This is a genomic window from Mesorhizobium sp. WSM2561 (genome assembly GCF_000513915.1).
GTDB lineage: Bacteria > Pseudomonadota > Alphaproteobacteria > Rhizobiales > Rhizobiaceae > Mesorhizobium > Mesorhizobium muleiense.
Genome location: NZ_AZUX01000047.1, coordinates 33,920 through 50,228, shown reverse-complemented (window position 1 = coordinate 50,228; position 16,309 = coordinate 33,920). Strand labels below are relative to the sequence as shown.

At 63.2% G+C, this 16,309-nt stretch carries 12 protein-coding genes and 2 pseudogenes; 3 read left to right on the top strand and 11 right to left on the bottom strand.

Annotated features, from left to right (window positions below; all coding sequences use genetic code 11):
• Positions 1–915: alkyl hydroperoxide reductase (locus tag M727_RS43325; protein ID WP_036263770.1), on the top strand; the 915-nt coding region annotated here is incomplete at its 5' end.
• Between the two features lie 1,268 nt (positions 916–2,183).
• Here M727_RS43325 and M727_RS42540 read toward each other — a convergent pair.
• Entirely contained in the window at positions 2,184–2,531 is a 348-nt protein-coding gene (locus tag M727_RS42540) for a hypothetical protein (RefSeq protein WP_084646934.1), read from the bottom strand.
• A gap of 689 nt (positions 2,532–3,220) precedes the next feature.
• On the opposite strand from M727_RS42540, the gene M727_RS39340 reads away from it, so the two are divergent.
• Together M727_RS39340 and M727_RS39335 are read left to right on the top strand one after the other, a co-directional pair.
• Positions 3,221–3,448 (top strand): hypothetical protein, encoded by a 228-nt coding sequence (locus M727_RS39340; RefSeq protein WP_051505780.1) that lies wholly within the window; start codon positions 3,221–3,223, stop codon positions 3,446–3,448.
• 562 nt (positions 3,449–4,010) lie between these two features.
• Positions 4,011–4,346, top strand: coding sequence for a hypothetical protein (locus M727_RS39335; RefSeq protein ID WP_027155454.1), 336 nt, complete (start codon positions 4,011–4,013; stop codon positions 4,344–4,346).
• Between the two features lie 116 nt (positions 4,347–4,462).
• Here the strand turns inward: M727_RS39335 and M727_RS37810 are convergent.
• The 10 genes and pseudogenes from M727_RS37810 to M727_RS0128310 all read right to left on the bottom strand — a co-directional run.
• A pseudogene (locus M727_RS37810) lies at positions 4,463–4,889 on the bottom strand (cytochrome); the annotation flags it as partial.
• Positions 4,890–5,136: 247 nt separating this feature from the next.
• Entirely contained in the window at positions 5,137–6,423 is a 1,287-nt protein-coding gene (locus M727_RS0128345; protein ID WP_245269033.1) for a pitrilysin family protein, read from the bottom strand.
• A 91-nt stretch (positions 6,424–6,514) separates the two neighbouring features.
• On the bottom strand, positions 6,515–7,816 hold the full coding sequence (locus tag M727_RS37805; protein ID WP_156941659.1) for a pitrilysin family protein: 1,302 nt from the start codon (positions 7,814–7,816) through the stop codon (positions 6,515–6,517).
• 700 nt (positions 7,817–8,516) lie between these two features.
• On the bottom strand, positions 8,517–10,259 hold the full coding sequence (locus tag M727_RS0128335) for a VirD2 family relaxase/mobilization nuclease (protein ID WP_027155451.1): 1,743 nt from the start codon (positions 10,257–10,259) through the stop codon (positions 8,517–8,519).
• Between the two features lie 246 nt (positions 10,260–10,505).
• Entirely contained in the window at positions 10,506–11,252 is a 747-nt protein-coding gene (locus M727_RS40675; RefSeq protein ID WP_084646932.1) for a lytic transglycosylase domain-containing protein, read from the bottom strand.
• Between the two features lie 79 nt (positions 11,253–11,331).
• Complete coding sequence (locus M727_RS0128325; RefSeq protein ID WP_245269032.1) at positions 11,332–11,685, bottom strand: hypothetical protein; 354 nt, start codon at positions 11,683–11,685, stop codon at positions 11,332–11,334.
• A 558-nt stretch (positions 11,686–12,243) separates the two neighbouring features.
• A pseudogene (locus M727_RS43315) lies at positions 12,244–12,463 on the bottom strand (SAM-dependent methyltransferase); the annotation flags it as partial.
• Between the two features lie 75 nt (positions 12,464–12,538).
• Positions 12,539–13,588, bottom strand: a complete 1,050-nt coding sequence (fni, locus tag M727_RS0128320; protein WP_027155449.1) for a type 2 isopentenyl-diphosphate Delta-isomerase — start codon at positions 13,586–13,588, stop codon at positions 12,539–12,541.
• A gap of 100 nt (positions 13,589–13,688) precedes the next feature.
• On the bottom strand, positions 13,689–14,576 hold the full coding sequence (locus tag M727_RS0128315) for a hypothetical protein (RefSeq protein ID WP_027155448.1): 888 nt from the start codon (positions 14,574–14,576) through the stop codon (positions 13,689–13,691).
• Positions 14,573–16,123 (bottom strand): hypothetical protein, encoded by a 1,551-nt coding sequence (locus M727_RS0128310; protein WP_027155447.1) that lies wholly within the window; start codon positions 16,121–16,123, stop codon positions 14,573–14,575. Before M727_RS0128310 ends, M727_RS0128315 begins: the two co-directional genes overlap by 4 nt.
• Between the last annotated feature and the right edge of the window lie 186 nt (positions 16,124–16,309).

Genomic DNA, 16,309 nt, shown 5'->3' with positions numbered 1-16,309 from the left:
GAGGCCCGAAGCCAGTTGGACGCGTGGTTGACCGAAAAGTTCTCGAATCTGAATTATCGGATCGCGTTCGACTCCACAGGCGAAATGGACAAGCTTTGGATGGAGCCCAGCTTTTCTGTCGGGATTCCGACCTCGTTCGTGGTCGACCGTGACGGTCACATCGCCTTTATCGGTCATCCGANGCAACTCGATGAGGTCTTGCCGAAAGTGCTCAACGGCAGCTGGCGCACCAGCAAGCAAGCGAAAGCCGGTGATGCGAAGCGGATTGCCGAAAACGAACCCATAGCGCGCGAACAAGCGCTGAAGAAGCCGATCAATGATAGATATTGGGCGGCGATGGAGAAAAAGGATTGGAAGACGGCGCTCTCGGCGATCGAAGAAGGCATCGCCTTGTTGCCCGACAAGCTCGGTTTTCGCCGGTCTCATGTGGGTCTGTTGCTTCACAAAATGCGCGACATGCAGGCCGGCTTGCCCGTCATGCGCCAATTCGTTCGCGACGCGATCAACAGAAACTCCGAGGATTGGATGATTGCGGCGCTAGACGAACTCTTCTTTCCGAACTTTGACCATTCGCACTTTCCGTCTGCTGAGCGCCTGGCTATGGGCAAAGAGCTGTCTGAACACATCCTGGCACTGAATCCCCCGGAAAGCGACCAACGTAAGCTCCTGTCTTATCCGGTGGCAGCGCTGTATTATAACGAGAGCGGTAACAAAGATCGGGCGATCGAGCTGATCGAGCTGGCACTGAAATCGCAGGGCGGTCCGGAGCTTATCCGGGACGAAGATGAACAGGACGATATATTGCATTTGCTGCAGTTCCTGGCCAACTTCAAGGGTGAGAAGGTTTGTTACGGCGGTCTCTGTGTGGCTCCAAACGATGGCCGATTCGACAGGTGGTATACCGTTTGCGGCTGACCGTCAGGTTTGATGTGAGGAACAGAATTGGCCGGGCGGACAAGTTTTGATGTGAACGGCGCAAAACCCCGCCCGGCTTGCCAAATCGCCTGGCCCCGATCTTCTGGGCCATATCCGAAGGGACGGCGGCCGCCTACGACCCGCACGGCGCGGGTCTTTGGCTAGGCTATGAGCTGAGCTACGGGTTTGCCTCCTTTGAACCCTCACGCCTGCGACTTCATGCCGGTAGCGAATTCGATCTTGGGCGGCATGGCAAGCCACAAGGGATGGCTTGGCTGGCGGCATGCCTTTGCCGATGTGATGCCCCCCGCCCACGCATGCCTTCGCCGGCAATCAGCGGGAACGCCTGTCGCGCAATCGATATCAGGGCTTTCAATCCCGGAACGCCGGCGCCATCCTCACCACTCGATCAATGAGGTGTCGGGCTCACGGCATGGCAGCTTGGCCCAGGGAAACGCCAAGCTGACAAGCAGCAACCGGCTGCCGTGATCCTCAATGAGACGACCGGGGCCTCGGCCCTGAATGAAATGCTGGAGGTGCATGGGATGGCGGCCGACGCCATTTTCGCCAATCCGGACGGGATGTCTTGCGACGGCCGCGGGTTGTCAGCACGCCAAGGGCCATGCTGTCGACCGCGTGGCGAGCTTGGCGCCGACGGCGTCCACGTCGACGATTCTGCTAGGCGAAAACCCATGACGATCATCGTCACGCCGGCCGCGATCTGAAGCACGCGTCCGGTGCGCTTCATGCCTTTCCCTTTGGCGAGGCTTTCGGTGAAAAAACGCCGGCGGAAGGATGGGAACACCAACGCCGCTGAACGGGTGCCGAGCTGTGCGATCATGACGTCTTGCCGAAAGTGCTTAACGGCAACTGGCGCACCAACGATTCAGCGAAAGCCGCCGACACGGAGCGGATCGCCAGAAACGAACCCCTAACGCGCGAACAAAGCGTTGAAGAAGGCGATAAATGATAGATATCGGACGGCCGTAAAGACAGAGGATTGGAAGACGGCGCTCTCGGAAATCGAAGAGGGCCGTCGCCTTGTTGCCGGACAACGAAGCCAAAGCTCCGAAGGTTTGGGCCGGAAGCAAATCAAAGCAGAATAGCGCTCTGTCTGCCAGAAAGCAGGAAGAGAATGAGCCCGGAAGCATACGCCATCGGTTACGGTGGCATAGTAATTTATTGCACAATTTTGACGACAGAAGAAATAGAAAGTAAAAACAAAGATGAGCGCGGAAGGAGAAAAGAAACGCGGTGTCTCTGGCGTTTCAAATGCACGGAATATTGCATTCCGCTATGGGGGGTCGCCCTTCGGGCCGGACCTGCGCCGCTTCGTGCTGGCGCAGTACCATCAGGGCCAGGTCACCGTGCCGCGGCTGGTGGCGCTGTTGGCTGCGATCGGCATCGCGGTCTCGAAGCGGCAGGTGGTGCGTCTGCTGATCGATCGCCAGGAGCGCTTCCGCGACGAGGCCCCGTGGCTGCACCCATGGGAAGCGGCCCTGCTCCAACTCGGCAATGGTGCGGCTGGTCACTTCGTGGTAAAGGCTCGGCCGGTTGTCGTCCTTGTTCCGGCTCCCGTGTTTTCCGCTGGCGGGACGTCTGGCGGTCTGGCGCATGGCTTTTCATCCTCTCCGATCCAAAGCCGCGCCTCCCCGGGAAGCGGGGTGGACGGCGACTTGCGACCGGACAGGCCCGCCGGAAGGCAGACCGCACCCGCGGGGGCCTTGTCGTATCTGTGCGAAAGGGTGGTTGCGGGCCGGAACGAATGTGGAGGACCCGAAGCGAAGCGAAGGGTTGCGGCCTGGCGCGGCGGGCCTAGAAGGGAGCGCCGCCCACACCGCGCCGCCGGGAGAGGCCAGTTGAACAATGTCGCCGCTCGCAAGAGCGGAATCCGCTGAACGAGCCGGAGGCTTGTTATCGCCAGGGATCAAAGCCCGAAGGGCCGACCCCGCCCTGAGCAAGGCGAAGAAGGCGGGCTCGGTTCCACGAGAGCCCGGCGCGCGCTATCAGGCGCGCGGGGGCCCGCCAAACTTATAGGGCGGCCTGGACGCCATACGGGCTGGCCGGATGTAGAGGGATGATCGCAGCGTCGTGCATGGATGCTGGAGCATGAGGCAGCGTAGCCCTGCGTCAGGAGCCGTGGTCGTCAAGGGCAGGGCCTTAAGGCTCTCCTCACGGTATTTCGTGTTAGGATTCGACAGCGCCGATAGAGGACGCTAACCTTCGCCAGGGGTGAGAGGGCGATGCTGCGTCTGTCTAAGGTGCTTGGGGTTGCGTTGGCGCGTGGCTGGCGGCCCATGCCGGATTGAGGTATCAAGCCGATCAGACACCCGACGGCCTCCGCTACGTGAGGGTCATCGGCGAGTTTTCCTTCGAAGACAATCTTGATGAATTTGCATCGGTCGTGCGGTCGCATAATCCGACTGTGATCGGCTTCGATTCGAATGGCGGCAATATCGTCAAGGCGATGGAGCTCGGCCGCCTTATCCGTTCCTACAGGCTAAGCACTTTCCAGCCCAGGGGCCCGGAATGATCCTCGGCCTGCGCTCTTGCATTCTTGGGCGGCGTCATGCGCTTCGCGGAGCCCGGCGCGATCGGGGTGCATAAGTCCTCCTTCAGCGGCCAGGTTTCCCTCAGCGCGCAAGAAGCTGTTTCGGCAGTGCAGCAGATCACTGCGGACGTGATATCGTACATGTTGGAAATGGGCGTCGACCCGTCATTGCTCCAGCTTCCCTGGAGTACGAAAGCAATGACGTACGGCACCTCTCAAGGAGCGAGATGGACAAGTACCGGGTTACGACACACCACATGGATACCGGCCAGCCGCAGATCTCCCTGCCAACAGCCCCGCCCCCTTCACCGCAATCCAGTGTCGCCGCAGCGCCTGCGCCTTCGATTCAGAATGATTGGCCAGTTTCAATCCCCGAGGCTCGCTCCGGCCGCGTCAGGCACTCCTAGGGCGCTGCCCCCCAATAAAGGCGCTCCCCAATGGGAATTCGATCAACCTCGTCAACCTGGCTAATGGGAGCCCCGTCGCGATCCTCGATGACGCCGACCGCTGGTGCCGGGTCCAGTCGGGTAGCCAGACTGGCTACATGCACCACACCTGGGTTTTCGTCGACCAGTATGACAGCGGACCCTCTCGTCAGCGTCACATCCAGATCAAGAGTTTCGACAATCTTGCCGAAGCGAACGCCTATGCCCGATCGGCCAGCATTGCTGTCTCGGCATACCTGGTCACCAATGGCTGGTTCGCGATCACGCTGGAAAAGACCTATGACGAGCAGATGGCCAGGAACCTGGTCGCGCTGCTGAAGAAGAGTGGAGCGATCCCGGACGATGCGTTCGTGACCTACGGAAACACCTATGTCCGCAAGGTCTGCTGCCAAGTAATCAGCCATGGCTGGCGCTCGCCGTCCTCGCTGCCCTGATCGGTCCGGCGTCATCTCAAACTTTCAACTGCCAAATCCCCGTTCCGACGCTCAAGGAGCAGATGATCCAGGAAAGCGTTGCGAAATATCCCGGCAACTGCCCATGGCCGGAAGCGGAAGGAGAGGTGGCGCCGCAGGTCGGCGGGCTGGGCTGGGCCGCCAGCGTCTCGAACAACTGCGCGGCGATCGCCTCGACCTGCTGCGCGAGCAGCGCGAGCAGCTTCACCCAGCGGTTGCTGAAGGCCGGCGCCACGATCGTGCGTAACCGGGCATGCTCGCCCATCGTGCGAGACCAGCCACCCCGGCGAACCGAGAATCACCGAATCCGGGGTAATGCCGCCGGCGGCATTCCCGCCGGCCGGAACGCCGCGTCGGACAGCACCGCCTTGGCTCGTCGTAGCCTGTCACCCACCAGCCCTCGTGCCCGGACGGGAAGCGCACGCGGTGGATCGGACCGTTGGCGCGTAGCGCCAACATCTCGGGCGAGGGCTCGATCTGATCGACGCGCCACATCGGCAGCGTGGCCAAGGGTTGTTCGGACATGGTGGCACTTCACTCTCTAAGCGATGGAAGGGCGGAAGGTGACCGACAGCTTCCGCGGCGGCTGAAGGATCGAGCAGGCACAGGCGCGGATGTTGGCCCGCCAACGCGGAGGCCATGCCGACGCCCATGATGGCGCCGATGGACGAGCCGGCGATCGCCACCGGCCGGGTGCCAAGTTCCTCCCGGCGTCGGGGGATTTGCACCAAGCCCCGCGCCACAGCCGCCGACGCGATCCCAAAAGTCGGGCTCATCCCTTTCCGGCAGCGGCCAGCGGAGGTCCGACCACCATAATGGTCGGCTCGGCGCTCAGGAGCTTCTTTGCCACCGCCTTGACCTGATCGAGCGTCACCGCGTTGATGTAACCGGTGCGGCGCTGCATGTGGTCGATGCCGAGATCGTCGAGCTGCAGTTCGACCAGCGTCGCGGCGATGGAACTCGACGAATTCAGATTGTTGATCGCATAGGCGCCGATCAGATATTTCTTGGTCGCCGCCAGTTCGGCCTCGGTCGGCCCATCCTGCGCCAGCCGCTTGACGACGTCGCGCACGATGCCGAGCGTCTCGGCGGCGCGGTCGGAACGCGTTCCGGTGGTGACGATCAGCGCGTCGGCGTGGTCCTGATTGACCAGCGAGGAATTGACGCTGTAGGCCAGTCCGCGCTTTTCGCGCACCTCCTGGAACAAGCGGGAGGTGGAGGGGCCGCCGAGGATCTGGTTCATCAAAACGGCGGGGAAGAAATCCGCCGCGTTGCGCTTCACGCCGGGCCAGGCGAGTTGCAGCGAGGTCTGCGGCAGGTCGTAGTTGACCTCGATTTGCTGCGCCAGAGCAGGCGTGACGTCGGCGACCGGAGCGAGCGCCTGGTTCTGCGGCAGATCGCCGAACACCAGATCCAGCTTCTTCTTCAGCGTTTCCGGGTCGATGGCTCCGACGACCCCGACATGCAGCCCGCCCCGCGCGAAGACTGCCTTGTGGCGGGCCTTCAGATCATCCTGCGTAATGGCGGCGATGCTCTGCCTGGTACCCTGGTCGGAGCGCGAATAAGGATGATCGCCATAGACGGCGCGCGCCCATCGGTTCTGCGCCACCGTGTCTGGGTCGTTCTCGTTGGCGATGATGCCGGACAGGATCTGGGCGCGGATGCGGTCGATCGGCGCCTGGTCGAAGCGCGGCTCGTTGACCGCCAGCCGCAACAGGTCGAAAGCTTCGTCACGCTGTTCGGCCAGCATGCGCATGGAGCCGTAGATGCCATCGCGGGTCGCGTTGAGGCTCATCTCGGCGCCGGCATCGTCGAGCTTGATGTTGAAGGCTTCCGAATCGAGAGGGCCGGCGCCCTCATTGAACAGGCCGGTCATCAGATTGGCCAGGCCTTCCTTGCCCGGCGGATCTTGCGTCGAGCCGCCGCCGAAATCGAAGCGGACGGCGACGACCGGGACGGAATAGTCCTCCACCAGCCAGGCGGTGATACCCTTGGATGAGGTGACGGACTGGATTTCCGTGGCGCGGGCGGCAAGCGCCGGCAGGACCAGGAAGACGATAGAGAGGAAGAGTGTGGCGAAAGCGTGCCAGCCGTTCCCCTCTGCCTTTGCGCGAGAAGAGAAAACTCGGAAATGCTCACTGGTCAACACATCAATTCTCCGTCTTTGGTTGCGGCAAGAGATAGCCGGTGGTCGAGTGGGCCAATACCAGATAGCGCGCGGCAACGGCCTTGACCTCGTCGGCCGTGACCTTGCGGATGCGATCCGGCCATTCCTGCACGTCCTGGACATTGCCGCCCGTGGCGAGCATCGAACCATAGATGCTGACCATGGCCTGGTTGTCGCGGGCAAGGATCATCGACCTGACACGGCGGTCCTTGGCTCTTTCGAGTTCATCCGGGGTGACGCCGTCGCTGGCGATGCGCGCCACCTCCGCATCGACCGCGGATTCGACGTCGGCGAGCGTGGCGTCGCCGCGCGGCGCGCCGTAGACGGTGAAATTGGTGTCGTTGAGCATGGTGCCCTGGAAGTACGCACCGGCGCTGGAAGCGATACCCTGCTTGATGACAAGCGCCTGGTAAAGCCGGCTGCGGTTGCCGCCGCCAAGGATCTCTGCGAGCAGGTCGAGCGCTTCGGCCTCGCCCGGCTTGGCCGTGTGGTAGGAGGGCACGACCCATTTGGTCGAGAAACTCGGCACGCTGACGCGGGCGTCGGAGAGCGTCACGGTGCGCTTGGTGTTTTGCTCCGGCTCGACCGGGCGGACGCGTGGTGGCAGGTCCGGCCCGCGGGCCACCTTGCCATAGGTCTTCTCGGCCAGCGCCTTCACCGTTTCGGGTTCGACATCGCCGGCCACGATCAACACCGCGTTGTTGGGCCGGTAGTACTTGTTGTAGAAGGCGACGGCGTCGGTGCGGTTGAGCTGCTCCATCTCCTGCATCCAGCCGATGACCGGAATGCGATAGGGCTGGTTCTGCCACAGCGTGGCCTCGACCTCTTCGTCGAGCACGGCCTGCGGGTTGTTGTCGATGCGCGAGCGGCGCTCCTCGAGGATCACATCGCGCTCGGTCTCGATGACGTCGTCGGTGAGGATGAGGTTGCGCATGCGGTCGGCCTCGAAGCTCATCATCAGCTCCAGCGCAGACGGCGCCGTCATCTCGAAGTAGGCGGTGTAATCGGAGGAGGTGAAGGCGTTGTTGGAGCCGCCTATGTCAGAGACGGCGCTGGCTAACTCGCCGGTCGCGTGATTGGTCGTGGCCTTGAACATCAGATGCTCGAAGAAATGGGCGATGCCGGATTTGCCTGACGGCTCGTCGGCGCTGCCGTTCTTGTACCAGACCATATGGGTGACGATCGGCACGCGATGGTCGGGAATGACGATCACTTCCATGCCATTATCGAGCAAGAAATCCGTCACCTTGCCGCCGTCGGCGGCAAGCGCGGGGTCGACGAGCATCAGGGCGGCTGTCAAGAGCAAGGCGCGGAGAGTGTCGACTGCGGTTTTCGAGGCTGGCTTTGTGAGCTGCTCGACTCGCAGACTATTGGGAACTAAGCCAACGCCGCGTTTGCGTGCGCATGACCTCTCTGATGCATATTTTGACATTTGTTGATTTCTTTCGTTCTTCACATGATCGCGATGGAACAAACAAAACGGAGACGGCCGCGCGTGTGTTGCGAGGCGTTAGATGCAATCGTGATGCCAACTGCACAGGAACCGTTTTTTCGAAATGAAAAGCGCTCGACCGAACACCACCGTGTTGCGAACGCGACCAACCCGACATTAAGTGTCGATTGCGAGACCTTCTTCACGAATGGATGGACAGAACTCTTCTCCGAGCAAGCTCGAACGCACGCATCGTTTAAGAGCCAAGGACAGCCTGAGTTCGTTCCCCTCGTCTGGTGAAGCTGTCGTCGTGATAGCCTTGCTCTCCGGGATGTGCGGGCTGACGATGCGCCATGATGCGAGAGTGTGCGGCAACTTGGCGCGATGTTCCTGCGCGCGCGCTTTTCTCAACGAGCGCACGCCGGTTCATCAAATCATCGGTGTTCGGTTCCCTGTGACAGAGCGGCGATCGCTCCTTCGGAGAACGCGTCGATGGCTGCCGCTATACCGCTCGTCCAGCAGGGCGCGTTCGCGAGCGGCTTAGCTGCCCTCCTCACAGCCCTAGCCCTCGTTTCCTGCCGAGGGCCCAATCCACACCACCCCCGCCCCGCATGACGCCATTGAGGTGACTGCCGAGGTGTTTGTCGAGTGCAGGTGACCAGGGCACGAGCTTGAAGCTGAGCCCGTCATCGATCATCGCGAAGCGGCCTGAGGCAAGAGAGAAGCGCCGCCGGTAGGTACCAGCAATTTGCTCGCCCTCAGCAGCCTTCGTGAAGGACAGACCTGTCCCGGCGGCCAGTTGCTCACCGAGTGCATCAACCTCGCGAGCGCGAAGCGCTGCAATCAGGTTGCGCGCAAGTACGACACGGTCAGCCTCACGCCGCGCTAAGCCTTGCTCGACAAGGTGCTGGGTGCGGTTCTCCAGCGCCTGTTTGACCTGCTGTGCAAATCCGCCCTCGCCTAAGTTGGTTGGCCGATGCGCGACCAGTTGCCGGTCGAGCCAAGTCGCGCCGTCAGCACGGACCTGTTCTTCGATCGAGAGATCAGAACGGACAGCTAGGGCGACGCGGCTGCGGCCTTTTCCATTTTCGTAGCGCCGAAGCTCGACGATAGAACCTGGTGCAGAGTCTCCGGTGGCATCGAGATCTTGAAACCGGATGTAATGAGTGCGTCCGTCGATGCCGTCGACAATTGTGTAAGCAGAAGCGCGCAACTCGTCATCGAGGCCTCGTTCCATGAGCCTGCCGATGATCGGCACCTCGCTCGCCTCGCCCGCGAAAACTTGGTCGGCAGCGCCTCTGTCGAGCCCATGCTCGGTAAGGCTGCGATGCATGCGCTTGATGATGTCGCCTCGCTCGCCAAGCGCTCGCAGGGTGGCTTCGGCCTCGGCTACCATTGTCCATTGGCCTGCACCGATCGGGTGCGCGAGGCCGAGGCTTTCCAATTTACGCAATCGGCCGACCTTCACCGCGAGATACTCATCAGGCTTTCGGTCCGCGACGGGCGCGACGTCGATAATGCCATGCCTGTCGATTTCACGAACAAGCTGGCGGTCGAGGTGTGTCCAGCGTTCGGCCTCAATTTGTTGATGGAATGCACGACGAATTTCACGATCGGTCCTTTGGCCAAGCTCCTGAGTGATCAGATCCTGCGCACGACTGCGCATCCCATTTTTTATGTAGTCGCGAGAGATGACGAGATCCTGACCGTCCCCAGCTTTGCCGCGCAGGATAATGTGGACGTGGGGATTGTCGGTGTTCCAATGGTCGACGGCCAGCCAATCTAGGTTGGTGCCCAAGTCCTTTTCCATCTGCCCCATGAGGTCGCGGGCGAAGATCTTGAGATCGGCCATCTCCACCGCGTCCTCGGGCGAGACGATGAAGCGAAAATGGTGCCGATCATCCTCGCAGCGCTCGGCGAAATCCTTGACGTCGGCATCGTCGGTTTCCAGACCAAACATGCGCGCCTTCTCGCCGTCGCGGGTGACCCCTTCGCGACGCAGATAATTGAGGTGTCGCGCAAGCGGGCCATTCTGTCTCTTGTGATGACGGACCACGAGCGCCTTGACTGTGCAGGATCGAGAGCGGCTGGTAATGAAGCGATTGGCACGAAGGCTCGCCACCCGGCCTCGTCCGAAATATGAGCCGCGCCCGGCAGTGATACTGCCGTCGCGAGAGATCCTCCCGCCAGCTTTTTGCGCGGCGGCGAGCGCCTGAGCGATGAAGGGCCGTGCCCTTTGGCTCTGGCGCGAGCGGATACGGCCTGGCCGCACGCGGAAATCGTCATCACCTCTCACGACGTTTCACCCGCGATGTGCGGATCACGTTGAAACCCTTGCAGAAAATCAAGTCGGGCGATGTGCGGGAACTTCTGGCGATGTGCGGAAAGCTCGAGAAAAGGCAACCAAAACAACCGACCGACCGAGCCGCATATCGCGGCCTTTTATCTTGCCATCCCTCCCCGACTTCCCTGGGCGCCAGCACTTTCGCCGTCAATCGTGCGACAGAGCAGGTCAGAGTGCAATTTACGCGAGGTCCAGCGCTCATTGCGATGCACCGCGCGATCGTGGGATGAAGAGGCTGTTCCTGGCTAAGTTCGGTGCAGGACGAGCAACTTCAGAACCAACATCCGGCGTCGGCTCAAGCGCCGTGAGATCGTCCACCGCCGTGTCGATCCGCGAGGGCATGTTGGCGGAACGGATCTCCGTGAAGACCGTTTGGTCGACGGAACCGAAACCTCTTTTGCCGCGCCACCCGAGGTCATTTATCCGAGCAAAGTCGCGATCAAAAAGCTGCGAACCATCCGCGCTCGACCGATTTCCCGATCGTTCCGAGCGGGGCGGGATATCAACAGCTCCCTTGATCAGCGGCCTAAGTTTCGCGACGTAGTCGATCGTCTCACGAGGCAGAGGGCGACCCTTGGAAAGATGCTCCTGATAGCGTTGTGGTCCGGCGTTGTAGGCGGCCAGAAATCCCTTCCGACCGAAGCGATCGAACATCTCGCGGAGATACGCCGCACCAGCCAGGATGTTCTCTCGCGGATCGAAGGGATCGGTGCCGAGACCATGTTTGATGCGCAGTTCGGCCCACGTGGCGGGCATGATCTGCATCAGGCCAACCGCAAATTTGGGTGAGATGGCCCGGANTTGTGCCGTCGCAATGGCCTCGATCAACAAATCCAGGGCCGCACGGGATTTGCGGCTCGTGTCATCGTCGCCGCCGAGATAATGATAGGCTCGATCAAGATGCAACCAGGCAGCCGCGAAATCTGTTGTCAATGATGCCTCCATCGTGGCGCTCCCCAAGGGAGCCGTGCCATGCGCCGACAAAACGAAACGGAAATATCCACAGCGGCCTTTAATTCAAAGTCTAGCGGTATGGCGTGCAGCCNGCGTTTCGAAGCGCGGCGAGGAGCAGGTCGATGTGCCCGTGGATGTCATTGCGCGCCTGTTGGCGTAGCGGGAGACGATCCCAGCTTTCCAATGGATCGATTAAGCTGGCGAGTTCTCCATTGGCCGTGAAGGACACGACCGCCAGCCCGTCCTTGCTCAAGGCGAGGATTCCGGTTGTGCCGGTCGCATAGCGGATGGCCGCAATTCGCTGAAATTGAGGATCACCATCGACCCGGACCTCAAAAAGAAACCGCCCCGACGTCTGGTGGGCTAGCCTGGCTGCCTTGTCGCCAAAGCTCAGGGGCAGCAGCCGAACGCTTGCGGCCGCCATTTCGAACAAGAGAGCATCGAGGCCAACGTCTGCCGCCATGCGCAAACTGTGCGCGAAGCCGCAGCCAGCGCAATCAGGCCATGCAAGTTGTTCACAGCATCAAAGAGGGCTGGCCTCGCGAGAGCTCTCATGGCCACCGCAACCGTGACAAGCAGCTGCAAATTGTCATAGACCTGCCCACTGTGAGTGCGATCAGCAAATTGCGGCGGACCTTCGGGACGAGCGGCAGGGTGGTTTCAGGCAATGCTCCTGCGGAGCGCCGCCCTTAAGAAGCGGGTCAATGGTTATGCCGAATTGATTTTTCCTGCCCAGCCCCCGGCAGTTCTGGAGCGGACTGTTTTTTTCGGTCCGATGAGGTGGGCATTTCAGTTGCGTTGAGATCGCTGCATGATGGCGCCGCATCATCGGAAGACGCTTCGAGACAGGCTCAACTCGGTACGATCGCTCCCGGGACTCCCTGCCCTCGAAATTGATGAAGGTGACGTCGGCGGATGCCTGCGGCGGAACCGAATAGCTCCCCCGACGATTCACAGCTTCTCATCCTCCGACCGGGGGCGCTCACGCTGCCCGTCGGTAGGTCCAGAGCTGTGCGGGGCGGGATGTTGCGGACGACGAAATCATAGTGCGACACGACATAGCGGTCCGGCATCTTGATCACTGGTAACAAAGGTCCGCAGGTAATTTGAATCACAGGGCTCCCAGCAGGAATGCGGGCTAGCAAATCCTCGAACAGGGCACTGCGCTGCTCCATCGGAAAGCTCAACATCGGCACTGCGCTTTCTCCCTGCTACGGAGCTATTTGTCCGGGTCATTTTAACTAGGCGCCCGCCGCCACGGGCGGGCGACGCCGGCATCAACCGGCGGGCAGATGCGCCGAGGGCAACAAGCGCGCCTGACGCAACGCCGCCAGATCGGCCGAGCCGGTGCAGAAGCAGGCAACGGCCAACTGGCGGATGACGATCTCGAAATGCGCGACGACCGCCTCGGTGGACACCGTCGCCGCGCGCAGCACGCCGGCCGCTTGCCCGGCGATGTCCGCGCCCAGGCGGATGGCCTTGGCCACGTCGACGCCGTCGCGGATCCCGCCCGAGGCGATCAGCTTCACCGTTGGCAGCGCCCGACGTACCGCCTTCACGCTGGCCGGGGTCGGAATCCCCCAATCGGCGAACGCCATCGCCACTGCACGGTCGGCGACATCGCGGGCGCGCTCGCCCTCCACCGCGGCCCAACTGGTGCCGCCAGCGCCGGCCACATCGATCACCGCCACGCCCGCCTCGACGAGCGCACAGGCCACCGAGGCGGACAGGGCCGACCCCACTTCCTTGGCCACGATCGGCACGCCCACACTGCGCGCGGCGCGAGCGATCTGCGCCAGGATGCCGCGCCAGTCACGGTCGCCCTCCGGCTGTACCGCTTCCTGCAGCGGATTGAGATGGACGATGAGCCCGTCGGCCTCCAGCGCATCCACCGCCCGGCACGCCAGGTCCAGGCCGTCGGCCTCGCGCAGTTGCGCGGCGCCGATATTGGCCAGCAAGGGAATGTCTGGGGCCAGCCGGCGCAGCGCGCGCGTCAGCCCCTGGGAGTTGCGAGATTGCAGGCCCACGCGCTGTGAACCGACGCACATGGCGATCCCCAAGGCTTGCGCTGCCTCGCTCAGATGCCGGTTGATGGCCTCCGCGCGTGGCATGCCGCCGGTCATGGAGCTGATCAGCAGCGGCGCGCGCATGGTCTTGCCCAGCAGCGAAGCGCGCAGATCGATCTGCGTCAGGTCCAACTCGGGCAATGCGCAGTGTTCGAAACGGATGTACTCCCAGCCGGCGGCGACCGTGGCCCGCGCCGTTCGCTGGTCCAGCACGATGTCCAAATGGTCGTCCTTGCGCCGGCTCAGGGCGGTGTCGCTCATGCTCGCTCCATCCGTCGAATCGGGTGACGGCGTAGCATCGGATCGGACCGACGGCAGCGCGCGCACGCCGCCGCCTCCCGCGCGTTGAGGCCGGCGCACGCTAGCCTCCCCCCGCAGCGTCGCTGCGGTAGCGGCTGGTCGAGGTCTGATAGTACTGCGCGCGGATGGCGGCCATGGCCTCGATCAACGGTCCCCATGGCGCGGGAAAGCGTTCTTCCGCCATGACCTGGTGCAGCATGCGCGTCTGGCCGGCCAGCTCGTCGTTGAGGAACTCCAGCACAGGCATGGCCGGGTAGCGCTGCAGCAGCAGGATCGCCGCATTGTCGACCTCGCCGGCCGACCTGTCCTTGTCGCGTCCATGCAGATCGTTCTGCAGGCGCCCTATCGCGGAGATGAGCCGCAGGACCTGGCGAAACGCGGGACGCGCGCGCAAGGTCGCCATGTCCAGTCCCCACAGCAACGACAGGCAACAGAGCACGTTCGCGTAGGCGATCGAATCGATGCCATTATGCAGGTACTCGGCGTAGGACCAGCGTTCCGCCCCTGCCGCCTGCGCGTGTCCGGCGCGCAGCGCCGCGCAGTAACACCGGGTATCGTCGAGAAGCTGAGCATAGTCGCGACGATCGTAGGCGAGCGCGGCCAGCGAAGCGCGCAGCACAGCGCAGCTCTCGAATCCGGGCAGCGCGCACGGCACGCCCTTCCCCAGCGCCTGCTCCACCGCGGTGAGCTGCTCCTGCGCGATCAGGCCCCGGTCGTTGCAGTCGTCGAGCCAGAACAGCAGCGCCAATTCGCGATAAAACGCCACGATCAGCGTTTCGTCCTGCGGATCGCGCCCGGTGCGGGCGCTGGTGTCGCGCAGGCTCGGGTGGATGCGCTGCAGGATGTATTGGCCGCCCCTCACCGCTTCCACGGCATGCTCGTCGGCGAACCCGGTCAGGGAATGCCCCCACTCCAGCACCTGCTGCAGCGCGCGTTCGGTCTGGCTCATGGCGCCGCTCCTGCTCCCTCGGCCAAACCGCGCCGCCCCCAACGGAGCGCCAGCCACAACCCGGCGAGTTCGGCCACGCGCACGACCCGGGTGGGGCAATACAGTTCCTTGCCGATCCACAGCGGCGTCTGCGGCAATGCATGCGCCGCATGGCGGGCGAGCATCCACTTCAGCGCACGCGCCACCGCCTGCGCGATGCGCCGGCGCCCTGTCGGCTCTTCGCTCCCGTCCATCACGTGCAACGCGAACAGCGCATAGGCAGTTTCCTCGAATGTGGACGCGCGACCGGCGCCCCAGCCGCCGTCGTCGCTCTGCGCCTGCAGCAGTGCCGCCAGCGCGCGCTCGTCGCGCCACTGGGGCTTGCCTTGCGCAAGCGCAGCGACCGCATGCGCGGTGGGATACAGCCACGAAACGTGCCATTTTTCGTTGTCCCATAGACCGTGCGGGTTGCGATTGGCCTCGATGTAGGCGCTGGTGCCGGCAGCGGGCTTTCCCAACAGTCGCAACGCATGCAGGGCATGGATGTTGGTCGACACCGAGGCATTGCGCTCGCCGGGGAAGGTGACGAACAGCTCGCCGGTTTCGAAATGGCGCAACGCATCGACCGCCGGGTCGCGGCCTGCAAGGCGCAGGACGCCCAACGCAACGGCGGTGTCGTCAGCATCGGCCGCGAAGTGCAAGGCCGGGCCCAGACCGCGCACGCCCAGCCGGGCATCGAGCTGTGCGACGATCACGCGCACCGCCTCGGCGAGCGCGGGATGCGCGAACAGCCCGGCCAGATGCAGGGTGTACAGCGACCAGCACGGCTCGAACACATTAATCGGCCAGACGCCGGGAACGACACCTTCGATCCCGCTGCGGGTCGCCCGCGATGCCGCCTGCAGATACGCGTCGGCGCGCCCGACCTGCGGCGTGCTCCCCTGTGTCACGGCGTGCGCACGCCACGCGGCTGTGGCCGCCGGACTGATGCCGATGCTGCCGTCGTCATCCGGGCATGCGGTGGTCGGCGACGTCCCCCAGGCTTCCCAGGAGTGCAGCAACGGATGGCCGCTCGGCAACGTCGCCACCGCCCCCAGCTTGACCATGCGCGCTTGCCGCAGCGGCAACAGCGCCGCGTGGCGCGGGAACGCCACGCCGCCCAGCAAGGATGCGGCCTCGCCGCACAACTGCGGCAGGATCAGCTCCGCGCCGATCGGCGCGTCTTCCGGCACCGCATGCGCGTAGGGATCGGGCTGGCGCTCGAGGAATCGGATTGCAGCCTGGACTGCATCGGCAGCGCCGGGAAGAGGATCGGCACGCTGCAAGGCCAGCAACGCCGCCCACGTGGGCGCATGGCGGAACAGCGGGAAGTCCGCGCTTCCCCATCCGCCATCGGCCTGTTGCTGCGCAATGAGCCACGCGTATGCGTCCTGCCGACCGGTGACGTTGCCGTGGAACTGCAGAGCTCGCGCCGTGTCGTAGACGGATGGACCGACGCCGCCGCCGTCGCTCATCTCGCTCAGCAGGTGGCGCAATTCGGAAAAAATCTGTTCGGACAGCGCGTTCACGCGGGACGTTCCTTCTGCAGGCGGTTGACGAGAACCAGGATCGGGCAGACGCCGGTCCGCCGCATAGGGTTGTTGCGCGCAGCGCGCCGCTATGCGCCGTGCGGTGCCGGCCAACTGCAGCAATCGGCGCCGCGGACTCGGACACAGCGCAGCATGCACCGCTGCCGCCGGCCGATCGCAACGGCA

Excerpts from the sequence above, each read along its gene's own strand:
- fni (WP_027155449.1), bottom strand. The coding sequence starts at position 13,588 with ATGAGCGACACCGCCCTGAGCCGGCGCAAGGACGACCATTTGGACATC.
- M727_RS39335 (WP_027155454.1), top strand. The coding sequence starts at position 4,011 with ATGCACCACACCTGGGTTTTCGTCGACCAGTATGACAGCGGACCCTCT.
- M727_RS42540 (WP_084646934.1), bottom strand. The coding sequence starts at position 2,531 with ATGCGCCAGACCGCCAGACGTCCCGCCAGCGGAAAACACGGGAGCCGG.
- M727_RS0128315 (WP_027155448.1), bottom strand. The coding sequence starts at position 14,576 with ATGAGCCAGACCGAACGCGCGCTGCAGCAGGTGCTGGAGTGGGGGCAT.
- M727_RS37805 (WP_156941659.1), bottom strand. The coding sequence starts at position 7,816 with ATGCTCGTCGACCCCGCGCTTGCCGCCGACGGCGGCAAGGTGACGGAT.